14 protein-coding genes and 1 riboswitch are annotated in these 15,605 nt (G+C 67.9%); of the genes, 6 read left to right on the forward strand and 8 right to left on the reverse strand.

Annotated elements, in window-relative coordinates:
- Positions 1–160: 160 nt before the first annotated feature.
- The 7 genes from gcvP to ACWF99_RS03990 form a co-directional block, all read right to left on the reverse strand.
- Complete coding sequence (gene gcvP / locus ACWF99_RS03960; RefSeq protein ID WP_452534542.1) at positions 161–2,971, reverse strand: aminomethyl-transferring glycine dehydrogenase; 2,811 nt, start codon at positions 2,969–2,971, stop codon at positions 161–163.
- 163 nt (positions 2,972–3,134) lie between these two features.
- Positions 3,135–3,234: riboswitch (glycine riboswitch) on the reverse strand.
- Between the two features lie 75 nt (positions 3,235–3,309).
- Positions 3,310–3,867, reverse strand: coding sequence for a MerR family transcriptional regulator (locus ACWF99_RS03965; RefSeq protein WP_131816826.1), 558 nt, complete (start codon positions 3,865–3,867; stop codon positions 3,310–3,312).
- Positions 3,868–4,025: 158 nt separating this feature from the next.
- Positions 4,026–4,499, reverse strand: a complete 474-nt coding sequence (locus ACWF99_RS03970) for a bifunctional nuclease family protein (protein WP_067446263.1) — start codon at positions 4,497–4,499, stop codon at positions 4,026–4,028.
- A 159-nt stretch (positions 4,500–4,658) separates the two neighbouring features.
- Entirely contained in the window at positions 4,659–5,447 is a 789-nt protein-coding gene (gene ftsR / locus ACWF99_RS03975; RefSeq protein WP_452534544.1) for a transcriptional regulator FtsR, read from the reverse strand.
- Between the two features lie 70 nt (positions 5,448–5,517).
- Positions 5,518–6,003 carry an oxoglutarate dehydrogenase inhibitor Odhl gene (gene odhI, locus ACWF99_RS03980; RefSeq protein WP_101462719.1) on the reverse strand — a complete coding sequence of 162 codons (486 nt, stop codon included), beginning with the start codon at positions 6,001–6,003 and terminating at the stop codon, positions 5,518–5,520.
- 177 nt (positions 6,004–6,180) lie between these two features.
- Positions 6,181–6,579: a glycine cleavage system protein GcvH gene (gcvH, locus tag ACWF99_RS03985; protein ID WP_379219366.1), complete on the reverse strand. Its 399-nt coding sequence runs from the start codon at positions 6,577–6,579 to the stop codon at positions 6,181–6,183.
- 42 nt (positions 6,580–6,621) lie between these two features.
- Positions 6,622–7,257, reverse strand: a complete 636-nt coding sequence (locus tag ACWF99_RS03990; protein ID WP_378631208.1) for a CDP-alcohol phosphatidyltransferase family protein — start codon at positions 7,255–7,257, stop codon at positions 6,622–6,624.
- 121 nt (positions 7,258–7,378) lie between these two features.
- Between ACWF99_RS03990 and ACWF99_RS03995 the strand changes: the two genes are divergently transcribed.
- From ACWF99_RS03995 to ACWF99_RS04005, 3 genes are all read left to right on the forward strand, one after another.
- Entirely contained in the window at positions 7,379–8,776 is a 1,398-nt protein-coding gene (locus ACWF99_RS03995) for a DUF2252 domain-containing protein (RefSeq protein ID WP_452534546.1), read from the forward strand.
- Positions 8,777–8,839: 63 nt separating this feature from the next.
- Positions 8,840–9,718, forward strand: coding sequence for a nuclease-related domain-containing protein (locus ACWF99_RS04000; RefSeq protein WP_378631205.1), 879 nt, complete (start codon positions 8,840–8,842; stop codon positions 9,716–9,718).
- Positions 9,719–9,749: 31 nt separating this feature from the next.
- Positions 9,750–10,349 (forward strand): phosphatase PAP2 family protein, encoded by a 600-nt coding sequence (locus ACWF99_RS04005; protein WP_452534548.1) that lies wholly within the window; start codon positions 9,750–9,752, stop codon positions 10,347–10,349.
- Here the strand turns inward: ACWF99_RS04005 and ACWF99_RS04010 are convergent.
- Positions 10,346–12,277: an acyl-CoA dehydrogenase family protein gene (locus tag ACWF99_RS04010; RefSeq protein ID WP_452534550.1), complete on the reverse strand. Its 1,932-nt coding sequence runs from the start codon at positions 12,275–12,277 to the stop codon at positions 10,346–10,348. The genes ACWF99_RS04005 and ACWF99_RS04010 overlap by 4 nt on opposite strands.
- Positions 12,278–12,378: 101 nt before the next feature.
- Between ACWF99_RS04010 and ACWF99_RS04015 the strand changes: the two genes are divergently transcribed.
- Genes ACWF99_RS04015 through ACWF99_RS04025 form a run of 3 tightly spaced genes read left to right on the forward strand, consistent with a single transcriptional unit; the run spans position 12,379 to position 15,560 of the window.
- Positions 12,379–12,999, forward strand: coding sequence for a TetR/AcrR family transcriptional regulator (locus ACWF99_RS04015; protein ID WP_378631201.1), 621 nt, complete (start codon positions 12,379–12,381; stop codon positions 12,997–12,999).
- A 3-nt stretch (positions 13,000–13,002) separates the two neighbouring features.
- Positions 13,003–13,932, forward strand: coding sequence for an ABC transporter ATP-binding protein (locus ACWF99_RS04020; RefSeq protein WP_452534552.1), 930 nt, complete (start codon positions 13,003–13,005; stop codon positions 13,930–13,932).
- A complete protein-coding gene (locus tag ACWF99_RS04025; RefSeq protein ID WP_378631198.1) occupies positions 13,929–15,560 on the forward strand; it encodes an ABC transporter permease in 1,632 nt (543 codons plus the stop codon). The genes ACWF99_RS04020 and ACWF99_RS04025 overlap by 4 nt, the downstream gene beginning before the upstream one ends.
- The last annotated feature ends 45 nt before the right edge of the window (positions 15,561–15,605 follow it).

The raw sequence follows: 15,605 nt of genomic DNA on the forward strand, positions 1-15,605 counted from the left end.
ATAGCTGCAAACAAGGCATTCGGTATGTGACGCGCCGCCAGTACGGCCGATGAGAATTCACTTTCGGCAACCATGCCGCGACTGCAACGTCACCTGGCCCCACACAGACAACACATGGCCCCGCCGACAAGGTCGGCGGGGCCATGTGTCAGGACTACGGTCAGTCTTCGTAGGCATCCAGCGGCGGGCACGAGCACACCAGATTGCGGTCACCGAACGCACCGTCGATGCGCCGCACCGAAGGCCAGACCTTCGGACGAGCATGGCCGATACCGCGCGGGTACACCGCGGTCTCCCGGCTGTACGGGTGGTTCCACTCGGCGACCAGGCTGGCCGCGGTGTGCGGCGCACCGCGCAGCGGGTTGTCGGTCACCGGCCACACCCCGGCCGCGACCTGGTCGATCTCACCACGGATGGCGATCATGGCGGCGATGAACTCGTCGATCTCCTCGAGGTTCTCGCTCTCGGTGGGTTCCACCATCAGGGTGCCCGCGACCGGGAAGCTCATGGTCGGCGCGTGGAAACCGTAGTCGGCCAGTCGCTTGGCCACATCGTCGACGGTGACGCCGGTCTGCTTGGTGATCTCCCGCAGATCCAGGATGCACTCGTGGGCGACCATGCCGTTCTCGCCGGTGTAGAGCACCGGGAAGTAGGCGTCGAGGCGGCGGGCGATGTAGTTGGCCGACGCGATCGCGGTCAGCGTCGCCGCGCGCAGGCCCTCGGCGCCCATCATCCGGATGTAGGCCCAGGTGATCGGCAGGATCGACGCGGAACCGTAGTTCGCCGCCGACACCGCGTGCGAACCGGCTTCGAGCGGGTCACCGGGCAGGTACTGCGCCAGGTGCGCACCCACCGCGACCGGGCCGACGCCGGGGCCGCCGCCGCCGTGCGGGATGCAGAAGGTCTTGTGCAGGTTCAGGTGGCTCACGTCGCCGCCGAACCGGCCCGGACGGGCAAGCCCGACAAGGGCATTGAGGTTGGCGCCGTCGACGTACACCTGGCCGCCGGCATCGTGCACGAGCGCGCACAACTCGGCGACCTCGTGCTCGTAGACGCCGTGGGTGGACGGGTAGGTGATCATGATGCAGGCCAGCCGGTCGGCGTGGTCGGCGATCTTGGCACGCAGGTCGTCGAGGTCGACGTCACCGTTCGCGCGGCACTTGACCACCTCGACGCGCATGCCGACCATGGCCGCCGAGGCGGCGTTGGTACCGTGCGCGCTGGACGGGATGAGGCAGGTGTCGCGGTGGTCGTCACCGCGATCGAGGTGGTAGCGGCGGATCGCGAGCAAACCCGCGTACTCGCCCTGGCTACCGGCATTGGGCTGCAGGCTCACCGCGTCGTAACCGGTGATCTCGGCCAGCCACCGCTCGAGGTCGGCGATCAGCTTGCGGATGCCGGGGGTGTCCTCGGTCGGCGCGAAGGGGTGCAGGCGGGCGAAGCCGGGCCAGGTGATGGGCTCCATCTCCGCGGTCGCGTTGAGCTTCATCGTGCACGAACCGAGCGGAATCATGCTGCGGTCCAGCGCGATGTCCTTGTCCGAGAGCGCGCGCAGATAGCGCAACATGGCGGTCTCGGTGTGGTGGCGGGTGAACGCCGGGTGGGTCAGGTAGTCCGAGGTACGGGTCTCGATCGCGGCGGGCTCGGCGCCCGCGCCCGCGTCGGGAGTCAGCGCGGTGCCGAAGGATTCTACGACGGCCGCGACATGCGCGTCGGTGGTGGCCTCGTCACAGGCGATGGCGACGTGGTCGGCGTCGACCAGGCGCAGGTTGATGCCCTTCGACTTCGCCTTGGCGACAACAGCTTCCGCGCCGCCGGGCACGTGGGCGAGCACGGTGTCGAAGAAGGCGCCGTGCACCACGGCGCCACCGAGGCCACTCGCGACGGCAGCGGCGTGCTGGTGCACCCGGCGCGCGATGGCGCGCAGGCCGTTGGCACCGTGGTAGCTCGCGTACATCGCGGCGACGATGGCCAGCAGCACCTGGGCGGTACAGATGTTCGAGGTGGCCTTCTCGCGGCGGATGTGCTGCTCACGGGTCTGCAGCGCCAGACGGTAGGCGGGCGCGCCGTCGGCGTCGACGGACACGCCGACCAGGCGACCGGGCAACTGACGGGCGAAGGCCGTGCGCACGGCGAGGTAACCGGCATGCGGGCCACCGAAGCCCATCGGCACGCCGAAGCGCTGGGTGGTACCGAAGCACACGTCGGCACCCTGTTCACCGGGCGGGGTGCTCAGCGTCATCGCGAGCAGATCGGCACCGGCGGCGACCAGCGCGCCGCGCTCGTGGGCGGCGGTGAACAGCGAGGTCCAGTCGACGATGCGGCCCGACGCGCCCGGAGTCTGCACGATCACGCCGAAGAACTCGCCCTCCGGCAGCTCCCCGGTCGACAGGTCGGCCTCGATGATCTCGATGCCGAGCGGCTCGGCCCTGGTCCCGATGATGGTCTTGGTCTGCGGGAACAGGTCGGCGTCGATCAGCAGCCGGTTCGACTTGGACTTGCCCGCGCGGCGCAGCAGCGTCATCGCCTCGGCCGCGGCGGTGGCCTCGTCGAGCATGGAGGCGTTGGCGACGTCCATGCCGGTCAGATCCGACACCATGGTCTGGAAGTTGAGCAGCGCCTCGAGCCTGCCCTGGCTGATCTCGGGCTGGTACGGGGTGTAGGCGGTGTACCAGGCGGGGTTCTCGAGCAGATTGCGCACCAGCACCGGCGGGGTGAGGGTGTCGTAGTAGCCCAGACCGATCATCGAGGTGGCGACGGTGTTCGCCTGCGCCAGCGTGGCCAGTTCCTCGAGCACCTCGTGCTCGGAGGCGGGCGCGGGCAGCGCGCCGAGGCCGGATTCGTCGAGGATCGTGGCGGGCAGCGCCGTGGTCGCGAGTGCGTCGATGGACTCGACGCCGATGGTCGCGAGGATCCGGGCGAGTTCGTCGGAATCGGGTCCGATGTGGCGGTCGGCGAACGAACGGGTCACGGCAGCTCCAGGTCGGGCGGGTCGACCTCGTGGTCGACGGGTACCAGCCCTCCCCCTCTGTCTGTGCGCCTGAGAGATTCGGAAACCCGGCCCCGAAGATCGGTGACCGTGCCCCTTTCCCCGTGGGCGGGCAGCCGGATGCCACCGCTTTCCAGAGGCGTCGAATCACCGTGCGGTCCCTGTTGCCTGAGAGATTGACGGGGAGGTGCTGCTCCTTCGGCGCCCCGATTCTCGCGAACCGAGGACTCTCCCGCACGGCGGCGACGCACCACTGATTCTAGATGCAGCAAACCCCCGGTCGCGCCACCAGGGGCACGCCGGGGGTGTAGCGCTGGTCACTAACCGGTCTTGCGGTTCTCTCTCACCTTGCGACGGAAGGAGAGCTCGTCTTCGGGGCGGTCGGTGATGGCGGTGGCTCGTTCTGCCGGGAAGTCCGCGATCGCGCCGGTCAGCTCACGCATGGCGCCACCGACGGCGATGCCGAAGACGCCCTGCCCACCTTGCAGTAAATCGACTACCTCCTCGGGCGAGGTGCACTCGTATACCGAGGTTCCGTCGGAGAACAGAGTGATCCCGGCGAGATCGCCGACGCCGCGGCTACGCAGGTGATCGACGGCGATCCGGATGTTCTGTAAAGAGATGCCCGCGTCCAGCAACCGCTTCACGATCTTGAGGACGAGGATGTCCTTGAACGAGTACAGCCGCTGGCTGCCCGATCCCGCCGCACCACGGATCGACGGCACGACCAGCCCGGTCCGGGCCCAGTAGTCGAGCTGACGGTAGGTGATGCCGGCGACCTGACACGCGCTCGGCACCCGGTAGCCGACCAGATCGTCCGGAACCGAGTCGTCCGGGAACAAGCCAGGCTGTACGACATCCTGCGTTTGTTCTTCCACTGATCGCTCCTTCTGCCGACGTTCTCGGGTCGGAGTCACGACGGATGTTGCCCGACTTTCGAGGTTACTCCTGCCATTGTCGGACCTGCGGTGTTGTCACACCAAGCACCAAACGCCGCGATTCCCTGGACCTCTACTTCAGGTTTAGAAGATCGTGGTCAGCTGTCGGTCGCCTTGAAGTCGTCGGGCGAGACCGACTCCAGGAACTCCTTGAACTTCTCCACCTCGTCCTCGCGTTCGTCGGGCATCACCAAGCCCGCCTCGGCGAGCACCGGTTCTTCGGCGTAGATCGGGCACCCGACGCGCAAGGCGATCGCCACCGAGTCCGACGGCCGCGCCGAGACCCGCAGGTCGCCGTCGAAGACCAGATCCGCGTAGAAGGTGCCCTCCTGCAGATCCACGATCCGCACTTCCTTGAGTGTGTGTCCCAGCTCGGTGATCAGAATCTTGATCAGATCGTGAGTGAGCGGACGGATCGGCGTGACCCCCTCCTGCTCGAGCACGATCGCGGTGGCCTCGGCCTGCCCGATCCAGATCGGCAGATACCGCTCCCCCGAAGCCTCCCGCAGCAGCAGCACGGGCTGGTTCTGTGGCTGCTCGACACGGATGCCGATGACACGCATCTCGCTCATGAGTAAGTCCTGCCTCCCATACTCGGCCGCCGGCCGGCACGACAGCTGCACAGCTCGCCGTATCAACGAGTCTAGGCGAATTCTGGGGCGCGCAAGAAAGACGTTCGCGCCGAAATCGGTGTGTAGCCGGGGCGATACTTGATCACCAGGCCGGGTGTGTCAGCCGCCGAGGGCTGTGCGCACCGCGGCTTTGACCAATGCGGCGTGCAGGTTCAGCGACAGCGCCGCGAGTTCGCGCACGGTCTCCTCGGCGCGAGCGCGCGCATCGGCATCGCGACTCTTCGCGATGGGCGCGGCGATCTGTGCGATCAGCGCGGCCTCGCGGTCGGCGGCGAGTTTGAAGGCGCGCAGATGACGTGCCTCCAGGCCGAATTCGGCCATCGCCTTGGCCGCGTGTGCGAGCGTGACCGCATCGGACTCGAAGAATCCGCCCGCACCGGGGACGATGAGTCCCGCGCGCAGCAGATCGTCGAGGAAACGGTCGTCGATGTCGGCCTTGGCGAGCAGGTCGGACCTGGTGAGCCGCACGCCGACGTCGACACGTAATTCCTCGGGCGTGATCGCGCCCGTCACGATACCGAGGCGGCGCGGCGCGGCCGGGCTCTTCGCCTCGGCATCGGACTCCGCGGAGCCGGACACACTGTGCCCGGCCTCCGCGGCGCCGTGGTGGGAGTGCGCGCGGGCGCGCGCTTCACGCACACCCAACGTCGCCGCACCACTGTCGATCGCTTCCAACTGCTCCTTGATCACCTTCAACGGCAGGTACTGATCGCGTTGCGCGGTCAGCACGAAACGCAGCCGTTCGTAGTCGGCCACCGAGAACCGCCGGTACCCCGACGGTGTCCGTTCCGGCCGGATCAGGCCCTCGGATTCGAGGAACCGGATCTTGGAGATGGTGATATCAGGAAAATCTGGTCGCAGCAGGTCGAGTACGGAGCCGATCGACATCCCTCCGCGCGCCCACTGCGCCGCCCCTGTCACAGCACTGTGCCCGTCACGGGCACCAGTACCGTTGGGGTCATCGCGACCCCGCGCCCGACGCCGACTCGTTCGCCTGCGTGCGCGGACCGGTCAGGAAGACCAGCCGGAACTTGCCGATCTGGACCTCGTCGCCGTTCTGCAGCTCCGAGGAGTCCACCGGCTCCCGGTTGACGTAGGTGCCGTTGAGGCTGCCCACATCGACGACCTGGAACGAGTCGTCGTCCTGACGGAACTCGGCATGCCGACGGCTGACGGTGACGTCATCCAGAAAAATGTCACTGTCGGGATGGCGGCCGGCCGAAGTGGTCGGCTGATCCAGCAGGAAACGCGAGCCCGCGTTCGGGCCACGCTTGACCACCAGGAGGGCCGCACCGGCCGGCAGGCCCTCGACGCCCTGAACCGGCTGTTCGCCGGTCGGCTCTGCGGAGCGCGACGCGTCGACCTCGTTGAGGAAGTCCGCGCGGAAGACCGACGTCGTCTCGGCCGCGGTTTCCCCGTAACCCGGGTCCCTGTTCTCGCTCACCGTTTCTCTCCTCCTCGAACCTGATTATCCATGCAAGCAGGTGCTGTATTCGGCGACACGACCGGCGCGATCACATCGCCAGGAAAAGATCCCGGCGTCGATTCCCCGACGTATCCGCTTGGCTTTGACCGTACCCTGCCGGGGCGTGCCCGTGCAGGGAGAACTGTGAAGGCTGAGTCAGCCCCCGATAACTCCTTGGTAACCCGCTGCATCCAGCAGTTCACCGAGGGCGGAATCGAGGGTTGCCTCGTCGTCGAACGCGAGCTCGAACAGCCATCCCTCGTTGTAGGGATCTTCGTTGAGCGTCTCCGGCGTCTGAACCAGATCCTCGTTCACCGCAACGACTTTGCCGGTGAGCGGAGCGTAGATGTCGGACACGCTCTTGGTCGACTCGACCTCGGCGATGCTGTCGCCGACGGTCACGTCTTTGTCGACGTCGGGCAGCTGGACGAACACGACGTCACCCAGCTGTGACTGGGCGTAATCGGTGATGCCGACACGGACCGCCGTGGGGCTGGTCCGCCGCACCCATTCGTGCTCTTCGGTGTAGCGCAGTTCCTCAGGGGTCCGGGTCACTGGACGTCCTTTCATCGTCGACGTTGCACGCAACAGTATCGACTAGCTCCCGCGGTGCGGCACAGGCGGTATCGATCGCGCGACCGCGACCGCGAGCCCCGCGTAGAGCAGCCCGGTCCAGACGTAGAGTGCCGTGCCCCAGATCAGCAGTGCCCAGCCGAAGGCCCACCCGAAACTCGCCCCCGCCCAGTCCATCTCCCCGGTCAAGATCCACGGCAGCGCCGACATCAGCGCGAAAGTGGCGGCTTTGCCCAGGTAGATCACTTCCGGCGCCGGTAGCTCGCGCCGCTTGTACACCGAAAGGGTCGCGGTGAGTACCAGATCGCGTGCGATCAAGATCACCGCCAGCCACCACGGCAGCAGGCCGCGCACGACGAAGGCCACCAGGGTCGTCACCAGATAGAGCCGATCGACGAGCGGGTCGAGCAGCGCTCCCAGCCGCGAGGACTGATCGAGCAATCGGGCGAGTTTGCCGTCGAGGAAATCGGTGAAGCCACTGGCGATCAGCAAGGCGAAGGCCCAGCCGTCGGCGTGGCGGACCAGGAGGAGCCAGAGGAAGACGGGGATGCCGATCAACCGCACCACGCTCAGCGCGTTGGGCACGGTCAGGATGCGGTCGCTGAACACGCCACCGGTTTCGGTGTCGTGCGTGCCCGGCGTTCCTGATTCGGTTGCCACGCCCCTGCTTACCGCACCGACCCCGTCCGGCGCCATCCGGCCACGCCGAAACGCCGTCAACTCCGCTGTGTACCGAGCGCCACCCTGCCCGGCGCGCGGCAACCGGCTAACCTCGGCAATCGTGTCCGACAGTGGTATTGATCTGCGTTCCTACGTCTCCGCCGAGGACGCCCGCGAACGTGGCCGGGCTGCCCGGCGGCGGGTGCCTGTCACCGAGCGTGACCGTGCCGCGGCGAGCCCCGATCGGCCGACAGTGCGCGAATTCATCGACATCAGCAACCGCGGCCGGATCGAACGTCTGATCCCGTTGCGGATCGGGCGGATGATCGCCTCACCGTTCACCTTCTTTCGCGGCGCCGCGGGCCTGATGGCCGCCGACCTCGCCGCCGGACCGGACAGTGGTCTGGCCGCCCAGATCTGTGGTGACGCCCACGCCGCCAACTTCGGCCTCTACGGCACCCAGCGCGGCGAGATCGTGATGGATATCAATGATTTCGACGAGACGGTCATGGGCCCGTGGGAGTGGGATCTGGAGCGTCTGGCGGCAAGCCTCGTGCTGGCGGGACGCGAGAGCGGCGTCGACGAGGACGATTGCCTGCGCGCGGCACGCGATGCCGCCCGCTCCTACCGTCGTACCGTCGGCGAATTGGCCGACATGCCGTTCATGCAGTCCTGGACCGCGTTGCCCGACGAGTCGATCCTCACCAGCGCCAAAGCCGAAGACCTGCTCGACGACTTCAAGAAGGCCGCGAAGAAGGCGCGCAAGAACACCAGCGCCAAGGTGGTGGCGAAGTGGACCGAGCACCTCGACGACCACGAGACCGACATCCGCAAGCACCGTTTCGTCAGCGATCCGCCCGTGCTGACCGCGGTCGACACGCCGGTGTCGGAAGCCGTGATCGACGGCCTGGAACGCTACGCGGGCACCATCCGGGAGTCCCGGCGCAACCTCCTGGCCAGGTTCGCGGTCTCCGATGTCGCGTTCCGCATCGTCGGCACCGGCAGCGTCGGCCTGCACAGCTATGTGGCGCTGTTGCACGGCAACGACGGCGAGGCGGTGGTGTTGCAGGTCAAGCAGGCGCGCCCGTCGGCCCTCGCCCCGTTCCTGCCGCCCACCGAGCCCCGGCACGAGGGCGAACGGATCGTGGTCGGCGCGCGGACCGTGCAGTCCGAGACCGACATCCTGCTCGGTTGGACGACCGTCGAACTCGACGAGTCGCTGCCCTTCATCGTGCGTCAGTTCCGCAATCTCAAGGGCAGCATCGACCCGGCGGAACTGTCCGCCGACGATCTCGACGACTACGGCCGCCTCGCCGGCGCGCTGCTGGCCCGCGCGCACGCTCGCTCCCTCGACCCGCGCGCGCTGGCGGGATATCTGGAAACCGACGATGACGACGACGACCGGTTCGAGGACTCGGTGGCCCGCTTCGCGGTGCGCTACGCCGACCGCACCGAGGCCGATCACGCCGACCTCGTCGCGGCCGTGGACGCGGGTACGATCGCCGCCGAACAGGATTGATCGAGCTACGATGTACGCCAACGGTTCTCGGCACAACGAAGGGCGGTCTCCATGCTCGTGCGCGTGCAGAATGCGGCAGGCAGCGATGCCGAGGCGGCACTGATCGACTGGTTGCGCACGTGGAAGGACCCGGCGAGCCCGCACGGCGTCGCCACGATCAACTGCAGCCTGTTCCACCAGGATCGGCTGCATCAGTTCGACGCGGTGGTCTGGACTCCGACCAGTTGCGTGATCATCGAGGCGGAGACCTTCACCGCCCCGCAGGACGGCGTACTCGAGATCCCGCTCAACGGTCCGTGGATGGTCTCCGGCGAACTCGCCCAGTTCGCGGGCGCGGAGAAATCGACGCCGCTGGAACGTTCGCGTGATCACACCTTCGCCCTGCAGGACTATCTCGCCGCGCGCGGGCTCGGCCAGCGCGCGGTGCACGGTCTCGGCCTGATCGTGCCGATGCCCGGCGCCCAGATCGACGTGCACCAGGGCTGGAGCGACCCGAGCTTCGATGTGATCGTCACCGACGACCCGCATCGGCTCGAGATGTACTTCGAGTTGCTGGCCGAGAAGGAACACAACCTCTGGACGGCCAACGACGTCGCCATCGCGTTCCGTGGCCTCGGCATCCTGCCGTTCCTGCCCGCACCACAGGATCTGCTCAACGAGGGCTTCCTCGGCCCGATCGACGTGACGCTGTGGCACGGCGGGCCCACCCAGGCGGCCGCGGAGTCCTACGCCGAGCAACAGGCCGAGCTCGAACGCCAGGCGCAGTCCCGGGGGATGGTCGCACCGTGGTACAGCCCGTGGAAGCTGTATCCGCGGGTCGGCGGCGATCTCGATTTCGGCCGGGCATTCCTGCGGATCACCCTCGCTCTCGGCATGATCGTGGCCATCGTGTGGGTGCTGTGGTTCCTGGTCACGGCGGTACTCACCTACGGTCCGGCCTGAGCGGGGCCGGACGGCGGCTATCGTCGCGTTCGTGATCGACCGTGTCGGTAGTGCCTCCGCTGTGCGAGTGGCGGCGATCGGCGCCGGTGCCGTACTGACCGCGTCGGTCCCGTTGACGTTCCCCGCGGACGGCGGCCCGAGCGAGCTGGATTCGGTGGCGTCGACGGACACCGTCTCCCCGGGCCTGGCGCACGTACTCGTCACGCCGAGTAACGTGCCGGTGGTCGTGGCGCTGCTCCTGGCCGCGTGTGCCTTTTTCGCGCTCCATCGGCAGTGGTGGCGGGCCGTGACCATGCTGGTGGTTCCCGAGGTCGCCTTGGCGGTCAACACCTGGTTGCTGAAACCACTGTGGGATCGCCGGCTCGACGACCATCTCGCCTACCCCAGCGGGCACACCGTCCACATGGTCGCTGTCGCAACGACTTTCGCGTGCCTGGTGACCGACCTCCGGATACGGATCGCGGTCGCGACGCTCACCGTGCTCGCCCTGATCGCGATCACCCCCGCGATGGCCGAGCTGGGCTACCACCACCCCACCGATGTCCTCGGTGGGGCGGCAGCGGCCGCCTCGATGGCGATCGGCCTGTGCTGGATCTCCGATGCCCTACACGCCGCCCGGCGCGCCGTCTAGCGGCGATCGAAAACGCTGGCGTCGTGCAGCATTTCGGCGCGCAGCATCGTCTCGGGCACACCCATCGCCTCCACCAGGGTCAGCGCGTCCGGACGCAGGCGGTCGACGAGTTCGTTCACCCCGCGCCGCACCGCCTTGGCCCGCTCCACCGACATGAACCGGTGCATGATGTACCAGGCCAGGTTCTCCTCCAGCGAGGCGTAGACGAAGAGGTCACAGACGGTTTCGGCCAGCGCCTTGGCATCGGGGTCCTCGATGGTGGCGATGCCGTCGACGAACTCCTCGAGCACCAGCCGGTCGATGTGCGCGGCGCCGGCGGCCAGGATGTGGTCCTGGGCATTGTTGAACGCCTCGAACGGGCCGGTGTCGGCGGCGCGGGCGCGCAGCCGGTGCGCGGCGGTGCGCAACAGGTAGTCCTCGCGGTCGGCGAACAGCTGCAGCTGGACGTCGCGTTTGGACAGGTCGCCTTCGTCGACGGACTCGTCGTTGCGGTCGCGCAGGGTCTGGATCAGCTGACGCACGCCGGAGCGTTTGCGCACCACGTCACCGGCCATGGTGGCGGCGAAGCGCACCCAGCCGAGTGCGTCGAGGTCGCGGACCTCGTCGGAGTAGGCCGTGAGCAGTTCCTTCGCCACGAGCTGGGTCAACACGACGTTGTCGCCCTCGAAGGTGGTGAACACATCGGTGTCGGCCTTCAGCGTGACCAGGCGGTTCTCGGTGAGATATCCCGCGCCGCCGCAGGCTTCGCGACATTCCTGAATGGCCCTGGTGGCGTGGCGGGTCTGAGCCACCTTCAGACCGGCGGCACGCTTCTCCAGCGCCCGCTGTGAGCTCGGTTCGGTGTTCTCCCCGCGCTGGATCTCGTCCATCCGGCGCACCAGGTCGTTCTGGGCGAAGGCCAGCGCGAACGACTTCGCGACCAGCGGCAGCAGCCTGCGCTGATGGCTGCGGTAGTCCATCAGCAGGGTCTCTTCGCCGGTATCGGGGTCGGCGAACTGGCGGCGCGCCAGCGCGTAGCGGACGGCGATACTCAGTGCCACCCGCGCGCCCGCCGCGGCCGCGCCGCCGACACTGACCCGGCCACGCACCAGCGTGCCGAGGGTGGTGAAGAAGCGGCGGCTCGGGTTCTCGATCTCCGAGCTGTAGGTGCCGTCCGGTGACACGTCGGCGTAGCGATTGAGCAGGTTCTCGCGGGGGATCCGCACCTGGTCGAAGACGATCCGGCCGTTGTCGACACCGGGCAGGCCGCCCTTGAGCCCGTCGTCGTAGGTGGTCACGCCGGGCAGGTCCGCGCCGAGGTCGTCACGGATCGGCACCAGCAGACAGTGCACCCCTTTGCTCTCGCCGCCGACGATCAGCTGGGCGAACACCGCGGCCATCCGCGCGTGCACCGCGGCGCCACCGATGTAGTCCTTGCGCGCCGACGGGGTCGGGGTGTTGATGACGAATTCCTGGGTGGCCGGGTCATAGGTGGCCGTGGTCTCCAGATCGGCGACATCGCTGCCGTGGCCCGACTCGGTCATCGCGAAACAGCCGAGCAGATCGAGCGAGATCAGGCGCTTGATGAAGTCACGGTGACGTTCGGTGCCCAGGTTCTCCACCGCGCCACCGAACAGTCCCCACTGCACGCCGGATTTCACCCACAACGACAGGTCGGTGTAGGCGAGCATCTCCAGCCCGATGACCGCGCCGCCGGGATCACCGGTGCCGCCGTTCTCGGGCCGGAAACCGCGTTCGGGGTAGCCCATGGTCGCGATGACCCGCATCTGGTCGAGCACGCGCGCTCTCGCCGCGTGGATGTCGAGTTCGGGATCGTCGGTGAATTCCGCACCGGCGAGCTGGGTGCGCGCCTGCTCCCTGACCGTGCGCCACGGTCCGTCCAGCGCTGCGCGGAGATGTTCTGCCGTCGTCGATGTGCCGGTAGCCATGGCTTCGACATTAGCCCGCACACGATGGGTCCCCCAGGCCCGAAACTCGGATCGGGCGAAAGTCTTGCCAACGGATTGAACACACGTTTAACATGTTGAACATGCGTTCAGCCGATCTCACCACCGCCGCCAGGATTCGCGATGCCGCGATCGAATTGTTCGGTGAGCAGGGGTTCGGCGTCGGCGTACGGGCCATCGCCGCCGCGGCCGGGGTGTCACCCGGGCTGGTGAACCATCACTTCGGCTCCAAGGACGGCCTGCGCGCGGTCTGCGACGATCGTGTGCTCGAGATCATCCGCGACGAGAAGCTGCGCGCGATCCAGGCGCCCGGTCCCGCGGGGATCTTGAACGCGATGGCCGAACTCGAGATGTACGCACCTCTGGTGGCCTACATGCTGCGCAGCTTCCAGGCAGGCGGCCCGCTGTCGGAGTCCTTGCTCGAACACATGATCTCCGACGCGGAGCAGTACATGCAGACAGCCGTCGACGAGGGCAAGGCCAAACCGAGTCGCGACCACGCGGCACGTGCTCGCTACATCGTGCTCTGCCATGTCGGCGCGATGAACCTCTACCTCCAGATGCGCCTGCAGCGCGAAGGAAAACTCGATTACCGCAAGGCGATTCGTGAGCTGTCCGACGAGATCACCTTCCCGGCGCTCGAGCTCTACACCCAAGGATTACTCACCGATTCCACCATGCTCGACACCCTTTTCGAGGAGTAGACGATGCCCTCCCCCACCACCGACCAGGTCATCGATGTCGCGGACCTGCGAAAGACGTTCGGCCGCTTCACCGCGCTCGACGGACTCGACCTACACGTCAGCACCGGCGAGATCCACGGTTTCCTCGGTCCCAACGGCGCAGGCAAGTCCACCACCATCCGCATCCTGCTCGGAGTACTGCGCGCGACCGGTGGCGAAGCCGCGGTCTTCGGCCGCGACCCCTGGACCGATGCCGTCGACCTGCATCGCCGGATCGCCTATGTCCCCGGCGATGTCACGCTGTGGCCGTCGCTGTCGGGCGGTGAGACGATCGACCTGCTCGCCCGCATGCGCGGGGGGTTGGACCAGGCACGACGCGGCGAGCTGATCGAACGCTTCGAACTCGACCCCACCAAGAAGGCGCGTACCTATTCCAAGGGCAACCGGCAGAAAGTCGCACTGGTGTCGGCGTTTTCGGCGAACGCGGATCTGCTGATCCTCGACGAGCCGACCTCGGGTCTGGACCCGTTGATGGAGCAGGTCTTCCAGGACTGTGTGCGCGATGCCGCCGCCCGTGGCGCGACAGTGCTGCTGTCGAGCCACATCCTGTCCGAGGTCGAGCACCTGTGCGACCGGGTCACCATCATCCGCGCCGGCCGCACCGTCGAATCCGGTTCGCTCAACGATCTGCGCCATCTGAGCCGCACTGCCATCACCGCCGACCTGATCGGCGATCCCGGCGATCTGAGCACGATGCCCGGGGTCGGCGATGTCGAACGAGACGGTTCGACCCTGCGCTGCCAGGTCGATGCCGACCACCTCGGCGCGCTGATCCGGGTACTCGGCGACGCGGGGGTCCGCAGCCTGACCAGCGCGCCACCGACGCTCGAGGATCTGTTCCTTCGCCACTACCACGTCGACGGTGCCGAGACCGCGGAGAAGGTGCGGGCATGACTGCGACAGCCGCTCTCCCTCGTTTCACCGGAACTGCCCGCACCGCAGGCGAATTCGCCGGCACCGGTCAGATGCTGCGCCTGTATCTGCGCCGCGACCGGGTGGTCGCGCCGCTGTGGTCGCTGCTGATCGGGCTGATGCCCGCGCTGCAGATCGTGTCGATCAAGGACATCTACACCACCGGAGAACAACTCGACCACTTCGCGGCGACCACGGCGGCCAGCCCCGCGCTGATCGCCATGTACGGACCCGTTTTCAGCTCGGCACTCGGTTCCATCGGCACCTGGAAGGCCGGGGCGATGTACGCGATGATCGCGATCGCCGCGGTGCTCACGGTCATCCGCCACACCAGAGTCGAGGAGGAGACCGGGCGTGCGGAACTGGTCGGCGCCACCAGCATCGGCCGCTTCGCCGGTCTCACCGGAGCACTGCTGCTCGCCTACGGGGCTTCGGCGGTTGCCGGAATCGCCTGTACCGCTTCACTGATGGCCACCGATCTACCCGTCGCAGGGTCGGTCGCCTTCGGCGCCGCACTCGCCGGCTCCGGCGTGGTCTGGGGTGCGGTGGCCGCCGTCGCCGCGCAGGTCAGCACCGGCGCGCGGCTCGCCCGCGGCATCGCGCTGGGCGCACTGGGTGCGGCGTTCGCGGTGCGTGCGGTCGGCGACGCGGGAAACGGTGTGCTGTCCTGGTTTTCGCCGCTGGGATGGTGCCTGCAGATCCGCCCGTTCGCCGACGAACGCTGGTGGGTGCTCGTGCCGATGGCCGCCCTCGCCACCGGCGCGACCCTGCTCGCCTATCGGTTGCTGCGGACTCGCGACATCGGCGCGGGACTGCTGGCCGACCGACCCGGACCGGCCGTCGCGGGCACCGCGCTGTCGGGTCCGGTGGGTCTGGCCTGGCGACTGCAGCGAGGTTCGCTGCTCGCCTGGACGACCGGTTTCGCCCTCTACGGTCTGCTCATCGGCGGTGCGGTCGACAGCATCGGCGGCATGCTCGACGACAGCGGCACCCTGCAGGATGTGGTCACCTCGATGGGCGGGTCGGCCGATCTGGAGAAGTCGTTCATCGCCTACGCGGTCACCATGCTGGCCGCCGCGGCCGCCGCCTACTCCGTGTCGGCTGTGCTGCGATTGCACGAGGAGGAGAACTCAGGGCGTGCGGAGACGGTCCTGGCCGCCGCGGTGAGCCGCGTGCGCTACGCGTCGAGCCACCTGCTGTTCGCCATCGGCGGACCCGCTGTGGCACTGCTGACCGCGGGCTCGGCGATCGGCATCGTCTGGGGCGCGACAGACGGCGACCTTCCCGGCAAGGTCGGCGAATCCCTGGGCGCGGTCGCGGTGCAACTGCCCGCGGTCTGGGTGGTCACCGCCATCGCGATGCTGCTGTTCGGCGCACTGCCCAAGTACGCGGCACTCGCGTGGGGCGTGCTGAGCGCGATGATCGTGATCTTCGTGCTGGGCTCGCTGGGCAGCTTCTCGCAGTGGATCCTCGATCTGGTGCCCTTCGTCCACCCGCCGAAGCTGCCGGGTGCGGCGTTCGACATCGTGCCGATCGCCTACCTGCTCGCCCTGGCGGGGGCGGGAATCGTGGTGGGGCTCATGGCCTTGCGCCGACGCGACCTGCGCTGACCCCGAGCGTGCGTTCCGCGTCACCGAGCCGGGTGGTGAGTCGAC

It is taken from the genome of Nocardia sp. NPDC055002 (genome assembly GCF_053608825.1).

Bases quoted from the DNA above. Each gene is read 5' to 3' on its own strand.
- ACWF99_RS04015 (WP_378631201.1), top strand. From the start codon at position 12,379: ATGCGTTCAGCCGATCTCACCACCGCCGCCAGGATTCGCGATGCCGCG.
- ftsR (WP_452534544.1), bottom strand. From the start codon at position 5,447: ATGTCGATCGGCTCCGTACTCGACCTGCTGCGACCAGATTTTCCTGAT.
- ACWF99_RS04020 (WP_452534552.1), top strand. From the start codon at position 13,003: ATGCCCTCCCCCACCACCGACCAGGTCATCGATGTCGCGGACCTGCGA.
- ACWF99_RS03970 (WP_067446263.1), bottom strand. From the start codon at position 4,499: ATGAGCGAGATGCGTGTCATCGGCATCCGTGTCGAGCAGCCACAGAAC.
- ACWF99_RS04025 (WP_378631198.1), top strand. From the start codon at position 13,929: ATGACTGCGACAGCCGCTCTCCCTCGTTTCACCGGAACTGCCCGCACC.
- ACWF99_RS04010 (WP_452534550.1), bottom strand. From the start codon at position 12,277: ATGGCTACCGGCACATCGACGACGGCAGAACATCTCCGCGCAGCGCTG.